This window comes from Occallatibacter sp. (genome assembly GCF_049582745.1).
Taxonomy (GTDB): domain Bacteria; phylum Acidobacteriota; class Terriglobia; order Terriglobales; family Acidobacteriaceae; genus Telmatobacter.
On record NZ_JBAUUO010000181.1, the window covers coordinates 56267 to 72802 of the forward strand.

At 56.0% G+C, this 16536-nt stretch carries 14 protein-coding genes; 10 read left to right on the forward strand and 4 right to left on the reverse strand.

Annotated elements, in window-relative coordinates:
- Window positions 1–75: 75 nt before the first annotated feature.
- The gene (locus WCA10_RS26800) at window positions 76–888 is read right to left on the reverse strand and encodes a Crp/Fnr family transcriptional regulator (protein WP_472825623.1); all 813 of its coding nucleotides are present in this window, start codon (window positions 886–888) and stop codon (window positions 76–78) included.
- A 434-nt stretch (window positions 889–1322) separates the two neighbouring features.
- On the opposite strand from WCA10_RS26800, the gene WCA10_RS26805 reads away from it, so the two are divergent.
- From WCA10_RS26805 to WCA10_RS26845, 9 genes are all read left to right on the forward strand, one after another.
- The gene (locus tag WCA10_RS26805) at window positions 1323–2165 is read left to right on the forward strand and encodes a hypothetical protein (RefSeq protein ID WP_472825624.1); all 843 of its coding nucleotides are present in this window, start codon (window positions 1323–1325) and stop codon (window positions 2163–2165) included.
- Complete coding sequence (locus WCA10_RS26810; RefSeq protein ID WP_472825625.1) at window positions 2162–3013, forward strand: MlaE family ABC transporter permease; 852 nt, start codon at window positions 2162–2164, stop codon at window positions 3011–3013. The genes WCA10_RS26805 and WCA10_RS26810 overlap by 4 nt, the downstream gene beginning before the upstream one ends.
- A 28-nt stretch (window positions 3014–3041) precedes the next feature.
- Window positions 3042–3830: an ABC transporter ATP-binding protein gene (locus tag WCA10_RS26815; protein WP_472825626.1), complete on the forward strand. Its 789-nt coding sequence runs from the start codon at window positions 3042–3044 to the stop codon at window positions 3828–3830.
- Between the two features lie 8 nt (window positions 3831–3838).
- Window positions 3839–5029 (forward strand): MlaD family protein, encoded by a 1191-nt coding sequence (locus WCA10_RS26820; RefSeq protein ID WP_472825627.1) that lies wholly within the window; start codon window positions 3839–3841, stop codon window positions 5027–5029.
- 283 nt (window positions 5030–5312) lie between these two features.
- The gene (locus WCA10_RS26825; RefSeq protein ID WP_472825628.1) at window positions 5313–5507 is read left to right on the forward strand and encodes a Thivi_2564 family membrane protein; all 195 of its coding nucleotides are present in this window, start codon (window positions 5313–5315) and stop codon (window positions 5505–5507) included.
- A 90-nt stretch (window positions 5508–5597) separates the two neighbouring features.
- Entirely contained in the window at window positions 5598–7148 is a 1551-nt protein-coding gene (locus WCA10_RS26830; protein ID WP_472825629.1) for an OmpA family protein, read from the forward strand.
- A 237-nt stretch (window positions 7149–7385) separates the two neighbouring features.
- The gene (locus WCA10_RS26835) at window positions 7386–9671 is read left to right on the forward strand and encodes a glycosyltransferase family 4 protein (protein WP_472825630.1); all 2286 of its coding nucleotides are present in this window, start codon (window positions 7386–7388) and stop codon (window positions 9669–9671) included.
- Window positions 9668–10717, forward strand: a complete 1050-nt coding sequence (locus WCA10_RS26840) for a glycoside hydrolase family 130 protein (protein ID WP_472825631.1) — start codon at window positions 9668–9670, stop codon at window positions 10715–10717. The genes WCA10_RS26835 and WCA10_RS26840 overlap by 4 nt, the downstream gene beginning before the upstream one ends.
- Before the next feature lie 280 nt (window positions 10718–10997).
- Window positions 10998–11693: a YqaA family protein gene (locus WCA10_RS26845; RefSeq protein ID WP_472825632.1), complete on the forward strand. Its 696-nt coding sequence runs from the start codon at window positions 10998–11000 to the stop codon at window positions 11691–11693.
- A 191-nt stretch (window positions 11694–11884) separates the two neighbouring features.
- Here WCA10_RS26845 and WCA10_RS26850 read toward each other — a convergent pair whose 3' ends face one another.
- Window positions 11885–12094, reverse strand: a complete 210-nt coding sequence (locus tag WCA10_RS26850; protein ID WP_472825633.1) for a CsbD family protein — start codon at window positions 12092–12094, stop codon at window positions 11885–11887.
- A gap of 292 nt (window positions 12095–12386) precedes the next feature.
- Here WCA10_RS26850 and WCA10_RS26855 point away from each other — a divergent pair, with 292 nt between their 5' ends.
- Complete coding sequence (locus tag WCA10_RS26855) at window positions 12387–13076, forward strand: lipid-binding SYLF domain-containing protein (protein WP_472825634.1); 690 nt, start codon at window positions 12387–12389, stop codon at window positions 13074–13076.
- A 1556-nt stretch (window positions 13077–14632) separates the two neighbouring features.
- Here WCA10_RS26855 and WCA10_RS26860 read toward each other — a convergent pair.
- Window positions 14633–15049: a universal stress protein gene (locus tag WCA10_RS26860; RefSeq protein ID WP_472825635.1), complete on the reverse strand. Its 417-nt coding sequence runs from the start codon at window positions 15047–15049 to the stop codon at window positions 14633–14635.
- A gap of 36 nt (window positions 15050–15085) precedes the next feature.
- Window positions 15086–16510, reverse strand: coding sequence for an Nramp family divalent metal transporter (locus WCA10_RS26865; RefSeq protein ID WP_472825636.1), 1425 nt, complete (start codon window positions 16508–16510; stop codon window positions 15086–15088).
- Window positions 16511–16536: the final 26 nt, after the last annotated feature.

The following is a 16536-nucleotide window of genomic DNA, read 5'->3' on the forward strand; positions in this document are numbered from 1 at the left end:
CAATAGCGGTCGGAAGTGCCGCATGCGAGTTCAAGCAGAACGATGCCCCGGTCTACGTGCATGCCGAGTGGTGAACTAACTCCTCGATGCCCCAATTGCTAGCTTTCGTTTAATCGCCCCGACTATAGGGACCACCGGCTTCAGGACCGTTTCAATAATTGGAATCACCGGCTTAAGGATTGGCCCAAGGAATGGAATGAGCGGTTTCTGAGCGTTATGCTCGGACAACTGATCGAGAAGTACAACGTTGAGCAATGACTTATTAACCTGAATGCGACCGTTGTAATTAATGAAGCCAAGTTTGCGGAAGCGGTTCATAAAGAAGCTGACACGGGAGCGAGTCGTGCCGATCATTTCCGCCAATGTTTCCTGGGAAACTGGAGGAATGAAGGTGTCTCGTTCTCCTGGCTTGCCAAACTCCGCCATAAGAAGGAGAATCCGCGCCAGACGCTTCTCGCTTGAATTAAAGAGTTGATCAACCAGGTCTGCCTGAGTGCGCATGCTGCGGGCCAGGAGGAATTTGAAGAAGAGATCGGCGAACTTCGGCTCGTCATGCATCACGCGCGCCATCTCTTCCCGTGTGATTTTGAGCGCAACGCAAGAGTTGACTGCTGAAGCTGTTGCCAGCCGCAGTCCAGGAATCGACGCCAACGACTCCTCTCCAACGAAATCGCCATCGGACAGAAGAGTGATTGTAGCCTCTTTCCCGTTTTGCGAGACGACGGTCAGCCTCGCACGTCCTCTTTGGAGATAAAAGACAGTGTCTGCCGGGTGTCCCTGGGAAAAGAAGGTTTCTTTGGGTTCCAGTTCAACAATCTTGCGACCAAGGCCGGCCTTCGCGAGAAAAGCGGCGCAATCGAAACTACCCTTAGTGATTTGACTGTTCAATATGCAGTTCCGTTCAAAACGGTTTGCCGGTGTGCTGGATGAAGGACTAGACAGTCACATCGAATTGGGAATCTTAGAAACTTGTGGCGAATCCAGGAAAGATCGCACGATGATCGCTTTAGAAAAGGCGATCACGGGCAAACTTTGGTAAAGCATCGGCAAGCGGTCTCGAGCGGCTCAAAAAGAAAAGCGTCGCGCTTTGGGAGAATACCCCGTGCTCCCAGCGTAGTTATACCGAATACCTTTCTATTATGCGCCTTCGCAGGAGGTTGACGTCTGGTCAATAGTGCTCAGACTGCCCTTCGGGTCTGCATGTGGAGCAAATGTGACCATCTATTGCGCTCCCGAACTGCCATCCTCTCTTTAGGGATTGACTAAAGTCCCGAATCGCGGCCCGCAGTTTTTGGGAGAAGGGATTCCCAATGGAGCAAGTGTTGACATCATCTGTAGAGAGACTGGAGTTGTGGGTGCGGCGGTCGCAGGACCGGCTCGCGCGCGATCGAAAGTATTTTGGCGAGATTGGTTACCGGCAAAGTTTGATATCTCGAAGCGCGACGAAGCTTTGCCGCTCACGAATTATGCAGCCTTCGCTCTGGCTGATAGTTGCTCTTGCCATGGTCCCAATCGCGGCTGTCTCCCAATCGCTTTCCAGCACGAGCGATCCGTCCGCGTATTTGCCGAGCGCAACCGCCACAAACCCGGAACTCGCATATGAACGGCCGACGGAGAAGACAAAGGTAAGGAACTATACATTCAATGCTTATGGGCCCTATCCGTTTGTTGGTGCCGGACTAGCCGCAGGCATCAACCAACTCAATAATGCACCGCCCGAGTGGCACCAAGGAGCCGAGGGTTTTGGCAGAAGATTTGGCTCCGACTTTGCCATCGCGGCGATTGGCACCTCGGCGCGTTATGGACTGTCAGAGGTCTTCAGGGAAGACGCGTTATATTACCGCTGCGAATGCAGAGGTGGGCTTCCGCGTTTGAGCCATGCGGTGCTTTCAACATTCATTGCGCGGCGCGGCATGGACGGCCATCGCGTATTCTCTTTCCCTGCGCTAGTCGCTCCATACGCGGGTTCTTTCGCGGCGGTCTATGGCTGGTATCCTGACCGTTTCGGCGCGAAGGACGCATTCCGCGTTGGAAACTACAACCTGCTTGCATATATGGCAGGAAACATCTCATTGGAGCTTCTTTATAGCAGTCCTCACTCACTGCTCTCCCGGATGCATCTGAACAATGCGCATGGGGCGCCGGTTCAAGGTCCGAATCAGTGAGCGACGGCGAAATCACTTCTGTTTCAACTCTCGCTCCACCGATAGCCGGCCGGAGCAACACTCCGTCATTATTCGCTGCCGGCAGCATGATCCGGCTGGTGGGCGGCTTCCTCGCGTGGTTCGGAAACCTGGGGATGTTTTCCTGGGCGGTGCTGAAGGCAGCGCTTACGCCGCCGTATGAATGGCGCGAGCTGATTCGCCAACTGGACGAAGTAGGGTCAAAGTCCTTCCCGTTGGTGACACTCGCGGGCGCGGCGGTGGGCGTGATCATCTCGCTGGAAGCGCGTTATAGTCTGAGCCGGTTCGGCGCGAAATCAATGTTTCCGGCTACCCTTGTTTACTCCGTGATCCAGGTGATGGGCCCCATCATCACTGGCCTGGTTGTCAGCGGTCGCGTGGGCGCGGGCATTGGCGCGGAACTTGCGTCGATGAAGGTCTCTGAGCAGATTGACGCAATTGAAGCCTCAGCCGTCAATCCCTACCGGCTGCTGGCAGTCACGCGCATTCTCGCGTGCATCCTCATGCTCCCGCTGCTTACCCTTGCCGCCGATGCAAGCGGCCTTATGGCAGGGTGGCTCGCGCAGAGGCTGGTTGAACCGCTCTCCTTCCATCAATTCGTGTCGAGTGGATTCAGCGGCGCCACTTTTGACGCATTCTTGCCGCCGACCTTTAAGACGATGGTGTACGGGCTAATTATCGGGCTCATCGCAAGCTTCACAGGTATGAATACGCGCGGCGGCGCCGAGGGCGTGGGGCGTGCGGCCACCAACTCGGTCGTGCTGGGTTCGCTCTTTCTTATCCTGGCCGATGTTGTGCTGGTGAAATTCATTCTGGTCGTCTTTCCATAATGAACGACCGAACAAGCGAGGCGGCAGCATGGCTACGACCGTTGAAACTGCGATGAAGAAGGCGGATCACGACAACTGCGGGAGGGTGCCCGTTGTGGCGGTTGAGCGCCTGGAGAAAACCTTTGGCAGGCATAAAGTTCTGAATGGGTTAAGTCTGGCCATAAATCGCGGAGAAACGCTGGCTGTGCTTGGCCGCAGCGGCACCGGCAAGAGCGTTTTGTTGAGGGTCATCATCGGCCTCGAACAACCGGACGCCGGATCGGTGCGCATTCAAGGGCGGGACATCGCGGGTCTTGGCCTTGATGAAATGGGAGCCATAAGAATCAAGATGGGATTTCTCTTTCAGCATGCGGCGCTTTACGACTCGCTGACCGTGGGCGAAAACGTGGCGTTTCCGCTTGAACATCATCGCAAGGACCTATCGAAGCGGGAGCGCGGCGAGCGGGTGAGGCAATTGCTTGCCGAGGTAGGCATGGAAAATGACTCAGCCAAGATGCCGTCCGATATCTCCGGTGGGATGCAGAAGCGCGTGGGCTTGGCGCGCGCGCTGGCGCTGGAGCCCGAGATACTGCTTCTGGATGAGCCGACGGCAGGGCTCGACCCAATCAGCTCGGGAGAGATCGACAGCCTGATTCTGAAGTTGCAGCGCGAGCACCAGATGGCCTCGATTGTGGTGACGCACGATCTGCATAGCGCAAGAACGATCGCCAATCGGCTGGCCCTGCTGGATCTCGGCAAGGTTGTGATTGAGGGGCAGTTTGAGGACTTGCAGCAGAGCGATATCGGGTTTGTGAAGGAATTTCTGAACCAGTCGTAGGAGAGCATATGTCTAGAGCTGTACGGCTCGGAGCTTTCATCGTTGTGACACTGGCAGTTCTTGCGGCTGGAGTCTTCGTCATAGGGAGCAAGGAGTATCTCTTTCGGTCGAGTTATCGGTTGAAGGCGCAGTTCGACAACGTTGCCGGTCTGTCGGAGGGTGCTGATGTCCAGGTGGGCGGCGTCCATAGTGGCATTGTGGAGTCCATCGCTCTGCCTCACAGGCCGGGCGAGAAAGTAACCGTCCTGATGGAACTCAACAAATCAACGCACGAGATCATCAAGCAAGATTCGCTCGCCTCGATCGAGACAGAAGGAGTGTTGGGCAATCAGTATGTCGCGATATCTTTCGGTTCCGACGGCCACGCCGATGTGAAGGACGGCGAGTTCATCCAGAGCGTTCCGCCACTGGTCATGGGCGACATGCTCAAGAAGGCCAGCGGTATTCTCGACAGCAGCCAGCAGGCCATTGACAATGCAACAATGGCGACGGCGCACTTGAATTCGGTGAGCGCAAAGATCGATTCTGGAAAGGGAACCGTGGGAGCATTGGTAAACGACAAACAACTGTACGCCAATCTTGAACAGACCACAGCTACGCTGCATGCCACAATGCAGCAGGCCCAGACCGGGGTGACCGACTTCCAGGAGAATATGGAAGCACTAAAGCATAACTTCCTTTTGAGTGGGTATTTCAAGAAGCGCGGTTATGAAGATGCAGACGAGCTTAAGGCCAATCGAATTGCCAGTCTTCCGCAAGGCGATCCGGAGAAGACGTTCACCTATGCGGCGATGCAGTTGTTCGATGGCCACGACTCGGCGAAGCTTAAGGATCTGAAGTCGCTGAAGGCTGCGGGCGACTACCTGGCACAGAATTCATTTGGTTTCGCGGTGGTTGTTGTCTCTGCCGGCTTGGAAGGTGACTCGCAGAAGGACCAGCTTCTAACCGAGGCGAGGGCGATGGTAATTCGCGAGTATCTGGTTGAGAACTTCGGATTCGACGACCGCCAGCTCAAGACGATGGGAAGGGGCAAGCAGACTGGAACGAAGCCCGGTGACGAATGGGGCATGATCCAGATTCTTCTGTATCCGACGGGCGTCACGATTCCGCTTGCTGGGGATCTGCCGGCACCCGTTGCCGAGCTGATTGACACGAATGCGCCCGCAAAGCCTACGGAACCAGTTGCGAAGAAGCCATAGCCCTGCGCAGAATCTGTCCCGCTGGCCATCGCACCTGCGATTCGACCGCCGCGAATCACCTGAGCGGATTTGATCAGTCTTCGTATGGGCTGCGGCCTACTCTTAGTACAGTAACTTGCCCGTCCTCGACGGCACGGAGAGAATCCAGTGCTCGCGGGTGCTGGCCAGGAAGAGCTGATGCCAATGATGCCTGGCTTGACTCAACGTAAATAGGCATGATGTTGGGACGTCAGGCTGTCTATCCGTCCCGCGCATCATCATGGATTCGATTGGAGAACATCAAATGCCACTTGTCACCATCGTGCTTACGCTCGCCGTAGTTGGTGTGCTGTTATGGCTTGTCAACCGTTTCATACCCATGCAGGGCCAGATAAAGGGAATTCTCAACGGCGTCGTAGTGATTGCTGTGGTGCTTTGGCTCCTGAAGATATTCGGAATGTTCGGATATCTCTCCCAGTTCCGCGTCGGCCACTCTTAGGACGCGATCTCTCAAGTGATAGCATGACCAATCAATCGGCCCCAATCACAACATTTCAGAGTACTGCCCAAAGGAAATTTCATGAGAAGCATGCATCTGTTCGTAGTTGGAGGCGCACTCGCTCTGAGCGCGCTTTCTCAAGCCAACGCCCAGACAACGATCGCTGTCGAATCCCCAGGTCCCGCGCCGATGTATCGCGTGGTTGTAACTAGCCGTACGGTTCAGGCAGTCAACTATGGCCATCGCAATGGCGCGTCGGAGGTGGGCTTTGCAGGAACTGCTCTGCTTCCTTCTGCCGAAGGGACAGCCAAGGTGCGAAGCAAGCGCGGTACGTTGGAAGTAGAGGCAGAATTCGGCAGCCTGCAAACTCCAACAACGTTTGGCGGCGAGTATCTCACCTATGTACTGTGGGCTATTTCACCCGAAGGCCGCGCCGCGAATCTTGGAGAAGTGCTGGTGGGCGACAATGGACGGAGCAAGCTGACGGCGACGACAGATCTGCAGGCGTTCGCATTGATCGTTACCGCTGAGCCCTACTTCGCCGTTCGAGAGCCCAGCAATGTTGTCGTGCTTGAGAATGTGGTTCGTGCAGACACCAAGGGCACCAGCGAGGAAGTGAATGCCAAGTATGAACTGATGGAGCGCGGCGGCTATCTTCCCACCGGCTACAAGTTCGACCCGGTGGTTCTAAGCGCCAATTTGCCGCTGGAATTCTACGAAGCGCGAAACGCATTGCACATCGCCAAATCAGAGGGAGCTGAAACATACGCAGCGGAGAGCTATGGGCACGCAGTCCAGCTGATGAAGACCGCAGAGGATTATGCTATCAGCCGGCACATGGAAAAGAAACCGCTGATCGCTGCGGCGCGGCAGGCAGTACAGACTGCGGAAGATTCCCGTGAAATCGCAGTGAAGAGGATCGACGAGGTTCGCCTGGCGGACGCAAGTCAGGCATCAAGCGAGGCGCAGGCAAGATCGCAGGCCCGGGCCGAGGATGCAACTCGTTTGAAGGAACAGGCGCAATTGGATTCAGCCAAGGCGCAGTTGGACGCCGCCAGGGCGCAAGCCGCTATGGCGACGAATCAGGCCGAATCGGCGGCGGCAATCACAGCGGCCCAGGCCGATGCTGACAAAGCACGCTTGGCCGCAAAGCAGGCGCAGCAGAACGAACAGACGGCCGTGAGCGACAAGGCGGCCATGCGCGCGCAGCTCTCGGCGCAGCTCAATAAGGTGCTCGAGACGCGCGACAGCGCACGGGGTCTCATCGTCAGCATGTCCGATGTGCTGTTCGACACAGGGCAATACACACTGAAGCCGGGCGCCCGCGAAAAACTCGCAAAGGTGGCCGGCATCCTCATCGCCTATCCGACTCTCAACATCGAGGTTGGCGGATACACGGACAATGTGGGCGGCGACGACATGAATCAAAAGCTCTCTGAGAATCGCGCAGGTGCAGTTCGAGATTATTTGGTTCAACAAGGCGTGGGCACGAGTTCGGTCACCGCAAAGGGCTTCGGAAACAGCGTTCCAGTTGCCTCGAACGATAATGCGAGCGGACGCCAGGAGAACCGGAGAGTCGAGCTGGTTGTATCCGGCGATGCTATTGGCACACCAGCCGCAGTGACGACGGGAAGCCTATAACGCAGGCGTACTTGCTGCGGCCTTATGAAGGCCGCAGCAACACGCGGGATGCTTACCCTGGGCACTTGACCGAGCAGTGCCCGAAAGCAAGTGAAGCAGAGATGGCTTGCGCGATGTCTCTACAAGCTAAGGCGGACCATGATGTCTAATGCTGCACCGAACCATGTGGAAGAACTGCAAAGGGTTCCTCAATCTTCGCCTCTTGGGACGGTTGTGCCAAGGACTTGCAGCTTGCCTTTGCCCACTCGCATTGCTTTTGTGGGAAACTACTTGCCGCGTCAGTGCGGGATTGCGACCTTTACCAGCGATCTGTGTGCGGCTCTCACTGTCGAGTACGGGGAGGGGCGCTTGTTTGCCATTCCCGTCAACGATCCGGAGTCAAGCTATCAATATCCGGAGCAAGTTCGCTTGGAGTTGGAGCAGGAAGATCTGGCCTCGTACGAACGGGCAGCGGAGTTTCTCAATTTCAATGGCAACGATCTGGTCTGTTTGCAGCATGAATATGGGATCTACGGTGGCGTGGCGGGACGCCATGTGCTCGCCTTGCTGCGCAAGTTGAAGATGCCCGTTGTGACAACGCTCCACACCGTCTTGCGCGACCCGAATCCAGACCAGCGTTCTGTGCTTGAGGAGATTGCGCGTCTTTCCGATCGGCTGATTGTCATGAGCGAACAGGCGGCGCAGTTCCTGCGGGATGTATATTCAGTTTCGGGTGGAAAGATCGATATCATTGCACACGGGGTGCCTGACTTTCAGTTTATGGACCCGAATTACTTCAAGGACCGCTTCGGCACCGAGGGAAAGTCGGTCTTGCTGACTTTCGGCCTTTTGTCGCCGAATAAGGGAATCGAAAACGTCATTCGAGCATTGCCCGCGATTCTCGCAAAACATCCAAACGTGGTCTACATTGTCTCCGGGGTCACGCATCCACACATACGTCGGCGCGACGGCGAGAGATATCGGGAAGATCTCCAAGCTTTGGCTGTGCAGCTCGGCGTTTCATCGAATCTGATCCTCGTGAACCGCTTTGTGAGCGCGGAAGAACTTGTTGAGCATGTTGGTGCGGCGGACATCTACATTACACCATACCGACAAGAAGCGCAGATTGTTTCCGGAACTCTCGCGATCGCACTCGGAGCGGGTAAGGCAATCATTTCCACGCCGTACTGGCATGCTAAGGAACTCTTAGCAGACAAGAGAGGCGTTCTCGTACCATTTGAAAACCCCGGCGCAATCGCAGAAGCGGTGCTTCAATTGTTGGGTAACGACGCGGAGCGACATGCGATGCGCAAACGCGCATACCTCCATTCACGCGAGACTATATGGCCCAAGACAGCGCGAAAGTATATGGCAAGCTTCCAGCGCGCGCGCTTCGAGCGCACCCTGCAGCCGAAGGCAGCGCGGAAGGACGATACGGCGGCAGGCGCTGTCGACTTCCTTCCCGCGTTGAACTCGGACCACATGTCGAGGCTCACTGACGGTACGGGTATTCTGCAGCATGCGATCTTCAGCGTACCAAACTCAGCCGAGGGCTACACGACCGACGACAACGCGCGTGCGCTGATAGTGTCCACCCTCATGGAAGCTTCACGGGGGGATCTGGACGAACAGTTTAATCTAAGCCACTCCACTCGTTACCTCGCTTTCTTATGGCTGGCATTCAATACGAAAACAGGCAGGTTCAGGAATTTCCTCGGCTATGACCGCCGCTGGCTTGAAGACGTTGGGTCGGACGATAGTCACGGCCGTGCTTTGTGGTCGCTGGGAACTGTGCTCGGGACATCACGAGATTCAGGTCTGAGAGGGGCGGCGGGCCGACTCTTCGAGGCCGCTGTCCCTGCAACACTCGACTTCACCAGTCCGCGTGCCTGGGCATTCTGTATTCTCGGAATGCAAGCCTACCTGGACTGGTTCCCCGGGGACAGGGCCATTCAGAGGATGCGCAATACACTTGCCGATCGGCTTCTCGATATATATGAGCGCAGTCATTCCTCATCTTGGCGATGGTTTGAGAAGAGCCTTTCCTATTCAAATGCCCGCTTATCGCAGGCGCTGATTCTGGCCGGGTGGCGAAGCGATAATCAAAGGATGGTCGAGGCCGGTATAGATTCTCTCAAGTGGCTGATCGCCGAGCAGCATCGCGATGATCAGGAGATGTTTGTCCCTATTGGCTCCAACGGATTCTTTATTGAGGGAAATGAGAAGGCGCGATTTGACCAGCAACCGGTGGAAGCCTGCGCAACTGTCGCCGCATGCCTTGAGGTATACAGATTGACTGAGGAAGAGTATTGGCTTGAGGAGGCGCAACGCACCTTCCGCTGGTTCCTCGGCAACAACGACTTGCGAGTCCCGCTTTACGATGCCATAACAGGTGGATGCAAGGATGGTCTGCATCCCGATCGCATCAACGAAAACCAGGGGGCGGAATCCACGCTTTCGTTCCTGATGGCTCTGCTCGAAATGCAGACGGCCAGGGTAGCAAACGCAGAAGAACTGAAACTTGAAATGAGCTCCTCTTCTTGAATCCGAATGTCTCTACCGTTGCAGCAAAGAGTCCCAACGCCAGTGAATCTCACGTTGAGACACATACAGGTCTGCCTCTGTTTACACGTTATTCGGGTAACCCGATCCTGACGCAGAGCAATTGGCCATATCCAATCAACAGCGTCCTCAACGCGGGAGTAGTGCGGCTACCCGATGGCGACACCCTTCTGCTTTGCCGGGTCGAAGATAGGCGTGGTCTTTCGCATCTGTGTGCCGCGCGTTCGACAGATGGAATAAAAAACTGGGTCATCGATCCTCAGCCAACCCTGCCGGCGAGTCCACGCGATTTCCCCGAGGAGATCTGGGGCATTGAGGATCCGCGTATCACCTACGTCCCCGAACTCGGGCAGTATGCCGTGGTTTATACGTCGTTTGCGCGGGGAGGCCCTGGAGTGTCGCTCGCTTTGACCAACGACTTCAAGAGCTTTGAGCGCTATGGCGTGATCATGCAGCCGGAAGACAAAGATGCGGCACTTCTGCCCAGGAGAATCGGTGGCCGCTGGGCACTGATTCACAGGCCGGTTACCACGCTCGGCGCGCACATGTGGATCTCCTACTCACCCGATCTTCGCCACTGGGGCGGTCACAAGATCATCCTCGAGGCGCGTCGCGGGGGATGGTGGGACGCGAACAAGATTGGCTTATGCTCTCCGCCCATAGAAACGGCGAAAGGGTGGCTGACCATATATCACGGCGTGCGGCAAACAGCATCGGGAAGCATCTACCGACTGGGCTTGGCGCTCTTTGACCTGGAGCAGCCAGAGATCTGCTTGCAACGCGGGGACTCCTGGGTGTTTGGGCCGGAGGCGTGGTACGAGCGCAACGGTGACGTCAACGATGTCGTCTTTCCGTGCGGGCAGACGATCGGGGCGGACGGAGATACCATCAATCTTTATTACGGCGCCGCCGATTCGTCCATGGCGCTGGCCACCGGCAGCATATCGTCGCTGCTGACGTGGCTGGAATCCAACTCAAGCCCGTCTGAAGGAAACACACAACAGCGCGATCTGGTTTCTGGCCGCTGAAGGGACTGCACATGAACTTCTCTAACCGAACCTGGCCCACGTGGGTGCCGCAGTTGATGTGGATACGGCGCGAGTGCCCTCGTTGTAATTCGCTCATGTTCAAGCCAGCCGAATTAAGGTCGTTCGATGGCCTGCTAAGCGTGTTCGCGCTTCGCCCGGTTCGCTGCATGTTTTGCTGGCGACGATACTACTGGTTCACTTTGCATAACGAAGGTGCGCAATAGCTAAACCGGCAATTAAGAACGGAAGCATCCAGGCGCAAGAACGAGGAGTAGTCCGAATGAGCATATCAATTTTTCCAATTGCTCAATCCTATCTCCTCCGGGTGAAACCTGCCGTGATGCCGCTTTGGCTTACACACTTGGGAGTTTTAGGTCTGCTCTCGGTTGCGGTGATTGATTCCTCGGTTATACCTCTGCCGTTGCCGGGGAGCACTGACCTGCTGCTTTTGTGGCTTGTGGCGCACGGCGGAGATCCGTGGCTGCTGACGCTGTGTGCGATTGCGGGTAGCATAGTCGGCGGCTATACAACGTGGCAAATTGGCCGTAGCGGCGGCCAGGCAGCAATGCGGCATTATGTCCCGGCAGGCCTCCTTCGGCGTGTCGTCAGCTGGGTCGAGCGTCACCCTGTCCTCTCCGTCCTTGTCCCTGCCATGCTCCCACCGCCGATTCCTCTTTTGCCATTTGTGCTGGCGTCGGGCGCGCTGGACGTCTCGCGTCGGCGCTTTCTGACCGTCTTCAGCGCAGCTCGCGCGCTGCGATACTCCCTGGTTGCATGGCTTGCAGTGGAGTATGGACGTCGCCTGGTACGGATCTGGTCGGGCAGTCTTCAGAAATGGTCCGCGCCGCTGCTGTGCGTGTTTGTGGGGCTGATGGTGGCTGGGGTCGGTTTCGGACTATGGAAGATTCGAAGCCTGCGAAAGGTTGATGCAGCTGCGAAGCTCGCACTGTATGGCAATGTTAACGAGCCGGCGTAAATCCGAATTCCACATTGCCTTTCAATGTTGTATGTTGGGCCAGGCAGATGCCCTTCAGAGTTCAGCGCGCAAAGCAAAGAAGCAATGTGAATGCGTGTGCCTTCATGTCATACCAAATGACGCTCTGACGCGCAGAGAGGCGGGGAATTCGTTCAAACATCTTCGAGGCCCGCTGCAGAGGCGACCGCCAGTTAAACGTGCGGCTGAGGCTCTGCTGAGTCTTCCTTGTTTGCATTGTTGACCGCATCCTTCGCCTTGCCCCAGGTATTCTCAACCTTGCCCTTCACCTGCTGAGCCATTCCTTCCACCTGGAGTTGGACATCATCGGTCAACTCGCCTGCTCTGCGTTTGACACTTCCCGCAACTTCGTCAATCGTGCCCTTCACTCGATCCATGTTCATCAGTCCACCTCTGTGCATTCGGCGTGTTCTGAGTTGGCCGAGCCCTATATATCCCGCTGGGTGTTCAGCCAATATCGAACTTATACCGTGCTTCACAGTAACGCCCAGCATCAGCAATATCTGAGCAGTTTGAACCACGCTCGTATTCCCTTGCCGTGCTTTGCTCCATTCTGCACTGAGCTTTCCTGCTCAGACGGCACAACTCCGCCTGCCTAGAGTGGGAGTTACCTAGTGCGCCTCAGTGCGCGGAAGGAAACTGACGCTGCGCATGGGTAGAAAAAGGACGAAAAAGATGAAGAAGCTTATGACGTTTGTGGCGCTCCTCAGCGTAACCAGCATCGCTTGGGCGGGATCCAATCGCGAAGCAACAAATGACCGGCTGGACCATGCGGGACGCGTTTTGCACGAGATCATGTCTGCGCCTGACAAAGGCATTCCCGAGGAAGTCCTGGAACACGCAAAGTGCATCGCAGTTGTACCCCACATGCTTAAGGGCGGCTTCGTTTTTGGAGCCGAAAATGGCCGGGGTGTCGCCACTTGCCGCACGCCCAACGGATGGAGTGCACCTGCATTCTTTACCATCACCGGCGGAAGTTGGGGATTGCAGATCGGCATCGAAGGCGTCGATTTGGTCATGATTATCCAGAACGAAAACGGGATGAAGCATTTGATCAACAGCAACTTTGAGCTGGGCGGCGATGCATCTGCGGCGGCCGGTCCGGTTGGGCGTCACGCCTCCGCCGATACTGACTGGAAGCTCAATACTGAAGTGCTCACCTACTCACGCGCGAATGGCCTTTTTGCCGGACTCACCCTCACTGGCGCAGCGATTCGCCGCGACGATGACTCAACGGAAGCCACCTATGGCCACGATGTCTCCACTCGCCACATCCTGGACGGCGGGCAAGCCGCGCCGGCCTCAGCACACTCATTCCTGGACGCAGTCATGAACGCCAAGGCGCAGGCCATCGCCTCAAACTAGAGTCAGGTTTTGAATGAATTGCGGGCACCCGGAATGACTCTTGTCTTCCGGGCATCCGCAAGACGAGAATTGCCCTGGACCATGCGTAATTGTAGAGGCCGGGTCAGGCTCCGCCTCCGCAGCCTGAAGAGACTGAGTATTCATCGTGGGCACCACGGGGGTACGGTCTGCAGGCTGCTGAGAGCAGCTCCTCCCACCGGTGAGAAAGGATACCGGGAACTCAATTGTCCGTGCGGTTGTGCGCAGTTTTCGATCGGCGAACGAATAGCCCTGTGCTCTGGAGAGGGAAAGGACATGGGGAACTCGGGATTAAGGCGGCTCGGTGTCATGGCGAAGACAATCACCGCGACGCGCCTGAACCCCTATCTTCTTCCAATTCATAAAGAAATACTAAGCTCCCTGATAAACTTTAAACATGGGTCGTCCGGCAGTGGACATGCGCGGCGCGGTCGCAGTTCCGGGAAATTACTGCCTACCAAAATATCCAGTAGATGAGGCGGATTGAAATGATTATCCAATCGTTTCCATAGTATGCGGCCGAACCGACTGCAAATCGCCCGAGAGTTTTCTTCAACAATTCGGAGCCGTAAACCGCCCGCTCTCACCGCGCTGTTCCAATTCGACTAGGCACCTCCCAACCAGCCCGTAGGTTGTCGTCAAGATTGCGTGCCAGACCTGGGCGATTCGGTCCTGATCGCTAGATAGTCATCAGCTGGCGTAACGCAAGCCCGAGCCATACACAGAATGGAAAGCGGCCAGAATCCAGGTCGTCCTGAGTCTAAATAGGGCTCAGAAAAATGTAGTCAAATTTGTCGTCAGCCCATTTCAAAATCGGTCATAATCGGGGATGTACCGATAGCAATCCGCGAATGGGAGGTGGAGAGGGAACCGCAATCATTCAGACCGCAGGCGATGCCGAAAGTCCTTCATTTTTCAGCGCTTAATTGACCGATTCAACCGTCTTTGCTATGAAAGAGTTAACGAACGGCGTACCTCAAAACGAGCTTCAGCGGGCGATTTTGAGTAGCTCAATGGCAGAGCATTCGGCTGTTAACCGAAGGGTTGTAGGTTCGAGTCCTACCTGAGGAGCCATAGAATCAATAATTTATAACAATAATCTTCAAATCCGTTTAGCAAATTGTGCCCATTTTTGTGCCCACCACGTCGATGGTTCGATCGCAGATTTTCGTCGAATTTGAACTTCCTGCGTGGAGTGCCCGATTCACGCCGGTCTGGCCATCTCTCGTTATTCGAATGGTTTACGCAGGCAGCGTGATCCGCGAAGCTTACTGAGATCTGTCTCTATCTAGGAGTCTTGCTTCGGTGGTATGCCGAACGGGTTGCGGCGGGAGGGTGCCCAGCACCCATCAATCTATGTTGCGGAAACTTGACTGTCTGAAATGCGCTGAATCTACCTGTGAACCGATTGAACTTCGGAGCGGCGAGATGCCGAAAGAAAGGCGCAAATCGGGAATGAGTCAGAGGCCCTGGGGCCTGGCGGTGGATCGGAATCGCTGCCGTCCTTGTGTGCTCGTCTGAGCGAATCTTTAAATGAGTCACCTCGCCCTGAGCATGAGAACCGGCACGCTGACACTATGCCGCACTTTCGTGGCTGTGGTGCCACGGAACAAGTCATCGAGAAAGCGATGGCCATGAGTGCTCCTAGCCACCAGGTCGCAAGACTTCTCACGTACCCATTTGATGATCTCCTTGTCCGGTTCGCCGAAAGCGAGTTCGGATTCGGCAGGAATACCTAGAGCCTGAAACTCCAGTCGAACTCTTTCTAAATAGGCGGTGTCTTCGGTGATTTCGGGACTGACCGCGTCAGGTCCATAGGTTCTGGCTGCCCATCCATCGGCGACGTGTAGCAGCACGATGCGGCTGCGTGCTAGCTTTGCCAACTCCTTCACGTGTTCGATGATCGCCCTATCTGTAGGCGTGCCATCCAATGTCAGCAGAATCGTGTCGTACATCCTTGTTCCGTTTCTGGCGGCCTTTGTTGCATATCGTCATCCGCCGGTGACAACATGCCAGGCCGACTTCAGCGAGTCAGGTAGACCGTAAATGTCCATAACGGTGATCAGGATAGCACTGCCCCAACCTGCGATCAGCAGGAACCAGCCGAGCTTCCAGATACCCATGCGACGGCGCGAGCTTGTGAAATGCAGCAGAGGAAACATGGCGAAGGGGAGCTGTAGCGCGAGCACCACTTGACTGAGGGTGAGCAGATCGGTCACGCTGCTCTCTCCTCGCAGCCCAATGATCAGAACGGCAGGCAGGATCGCCAGCGTGCGGGTGATTAGGCGCCGGACCCATGGTTTGATTCGCCAATGCATGAAGCCTTCCATCACGACTTGGCCGGCGAGTGTCCCCGTAATGGTGCTGCTTTGCCCGCTCGCGAGCAGCGCCACGGCAAACAGCGTGCTCGCGACGAATGTTCCCAGCAGCGGCGCGAGGGTTAGATACGCTACCCGTATCCAATCACTGTCGGGGCTGAAATGGACCACCAGTCCGCCTGACGTAGTCACGCTTTGCTTCCCGAAGAAGACCGTGGCTGCGAGCACCAGTATCGCCGCGTTCACGAAGAAGGCGACGGTCAGAGCTACTACGGAATCAATGGTATTGAAGCGAAGAGCGCTCCGGACGGATGGTTCGTCCTTCTGCAGCATTCGGCTCTGCACCAGCGCCGAATGCAAGTACAGGTTGTGAGGCATCACGGTTGCGCCAATAATGCCGATGGCGAGGTATAGGATCCCGGATTGATGAAAATGAGGCGAAATCAGCGCTTGGCCCATTTCCAGAAAACTGGGCTGGGTCTGGGGCAGGACGAAAATCTCGATGTAGTAGCACAAGCCAATCGTAGCCACCAGCAGCAACACAATGGCCTCGATGGTACGCATGCCAAACCGCTGCAAGCCCAGGAGCAGTAGTACGTCCAGGCCCGTGATGATGACCGCCCAAAGCAGAGGAATATGAAACAGGAGGTTGAGGGCTACGGCACTTCCGAGCACCTCCGCAAGGTCGCAGGCGCCGATGGCGACTTCGCTCATCAACCAGTTAGGCCAGCGCGTCCACTTGGGATACCAGTCGCGGCAGCATTGAGCGAGGTCCTTCCCCGTAACTACACCGAGCCGGGCGGAAATCACCTGCATGAAGATCGCCATCAGGCTGGCAAGTCCGACCACCCATAGCAGGCCGTACTTAAATTGAGCGCCACCTTGCAGGTCAGTTCCCCAGTTACCGGGATCCATGTAACCGACACTTACCAAAATCGCGGGACCGACGAAGGCTCGCCACTGTTTCCAGAATCCCGCAAGATGATGTGGAACCGAAATAGAACCGTGCACGTTCTCGAGCGAAACGTGGCTTTCCGATACCGATGCGGCGGATTCGGCTTGAACGGCTGTGCTCGTATCTCTATCTGTTCGGTTCATCGATGTTCTTTCCGAAGCTAGTTCTG

Coding starts and splice junctions, on each gene's coding strand:
- WCA10_RS26815 (WP_472825626.1), top strand. CDS start 3,042: ATGGCTACGACCGTTGAAACTGCGATGAAGAAGGCGGATCACGACAAC.
- WCA10_RS26860 (WP_472825635.1), bottom strand. CDS start 15,049: ATGTACGACACGATTCTGCTGACATTGGATGGCACGCCTACAGATAGG.
- WCA10_RS26850 (WP_472825633.1), bottom strand. CDS start 12,094: ATGAACATGGATCGAGTGAAGGGCACGATTGACGAAGTTGCGGGAAGT.
- WCA10_RS26830 (WP_472825629.1), top strand. CDS start 5,598: ATGCATCTGTTCGTAGTTGGAGGCGCACTCGCTCTGAGCGCGCTTTCT.
- WCA10_RS26825 (WP_472825628.1), top strand. CDS start 5,313: ATGCCACTTGTCACCATCGTGCTTACGCTCGCCGTAGTTGGTGTGCTG.
- WCA10_RS26820 (WP_472825627.1), top strand. CDS start 3,839: ATGTCTAGAGCTGTACGGCTCGGAGCTTTCATCGTTGTGACACTGGCA.
- WCA10_RS26845 (WP_472825632.1), top strand. CDS start 10,998: ATGAGCATATCAATTTTTCCAATTGCTCAATCCTATCTCCTCCGGGTG.
- WCA10_RS26855 (WP_472825634.1), top strand. CDS start 12,387: ATGAAGAAGCTTATGACGTTTGTGGCGCTCCTCAGCGTAACCAGCATC.
- WCA10_RS26865 (WP_472825636.1), bottom strand. CDS start 16,510: ATGAACCGAACAGATAGAGATACGAGCACAGCCGTTCAAGCCGAATCC.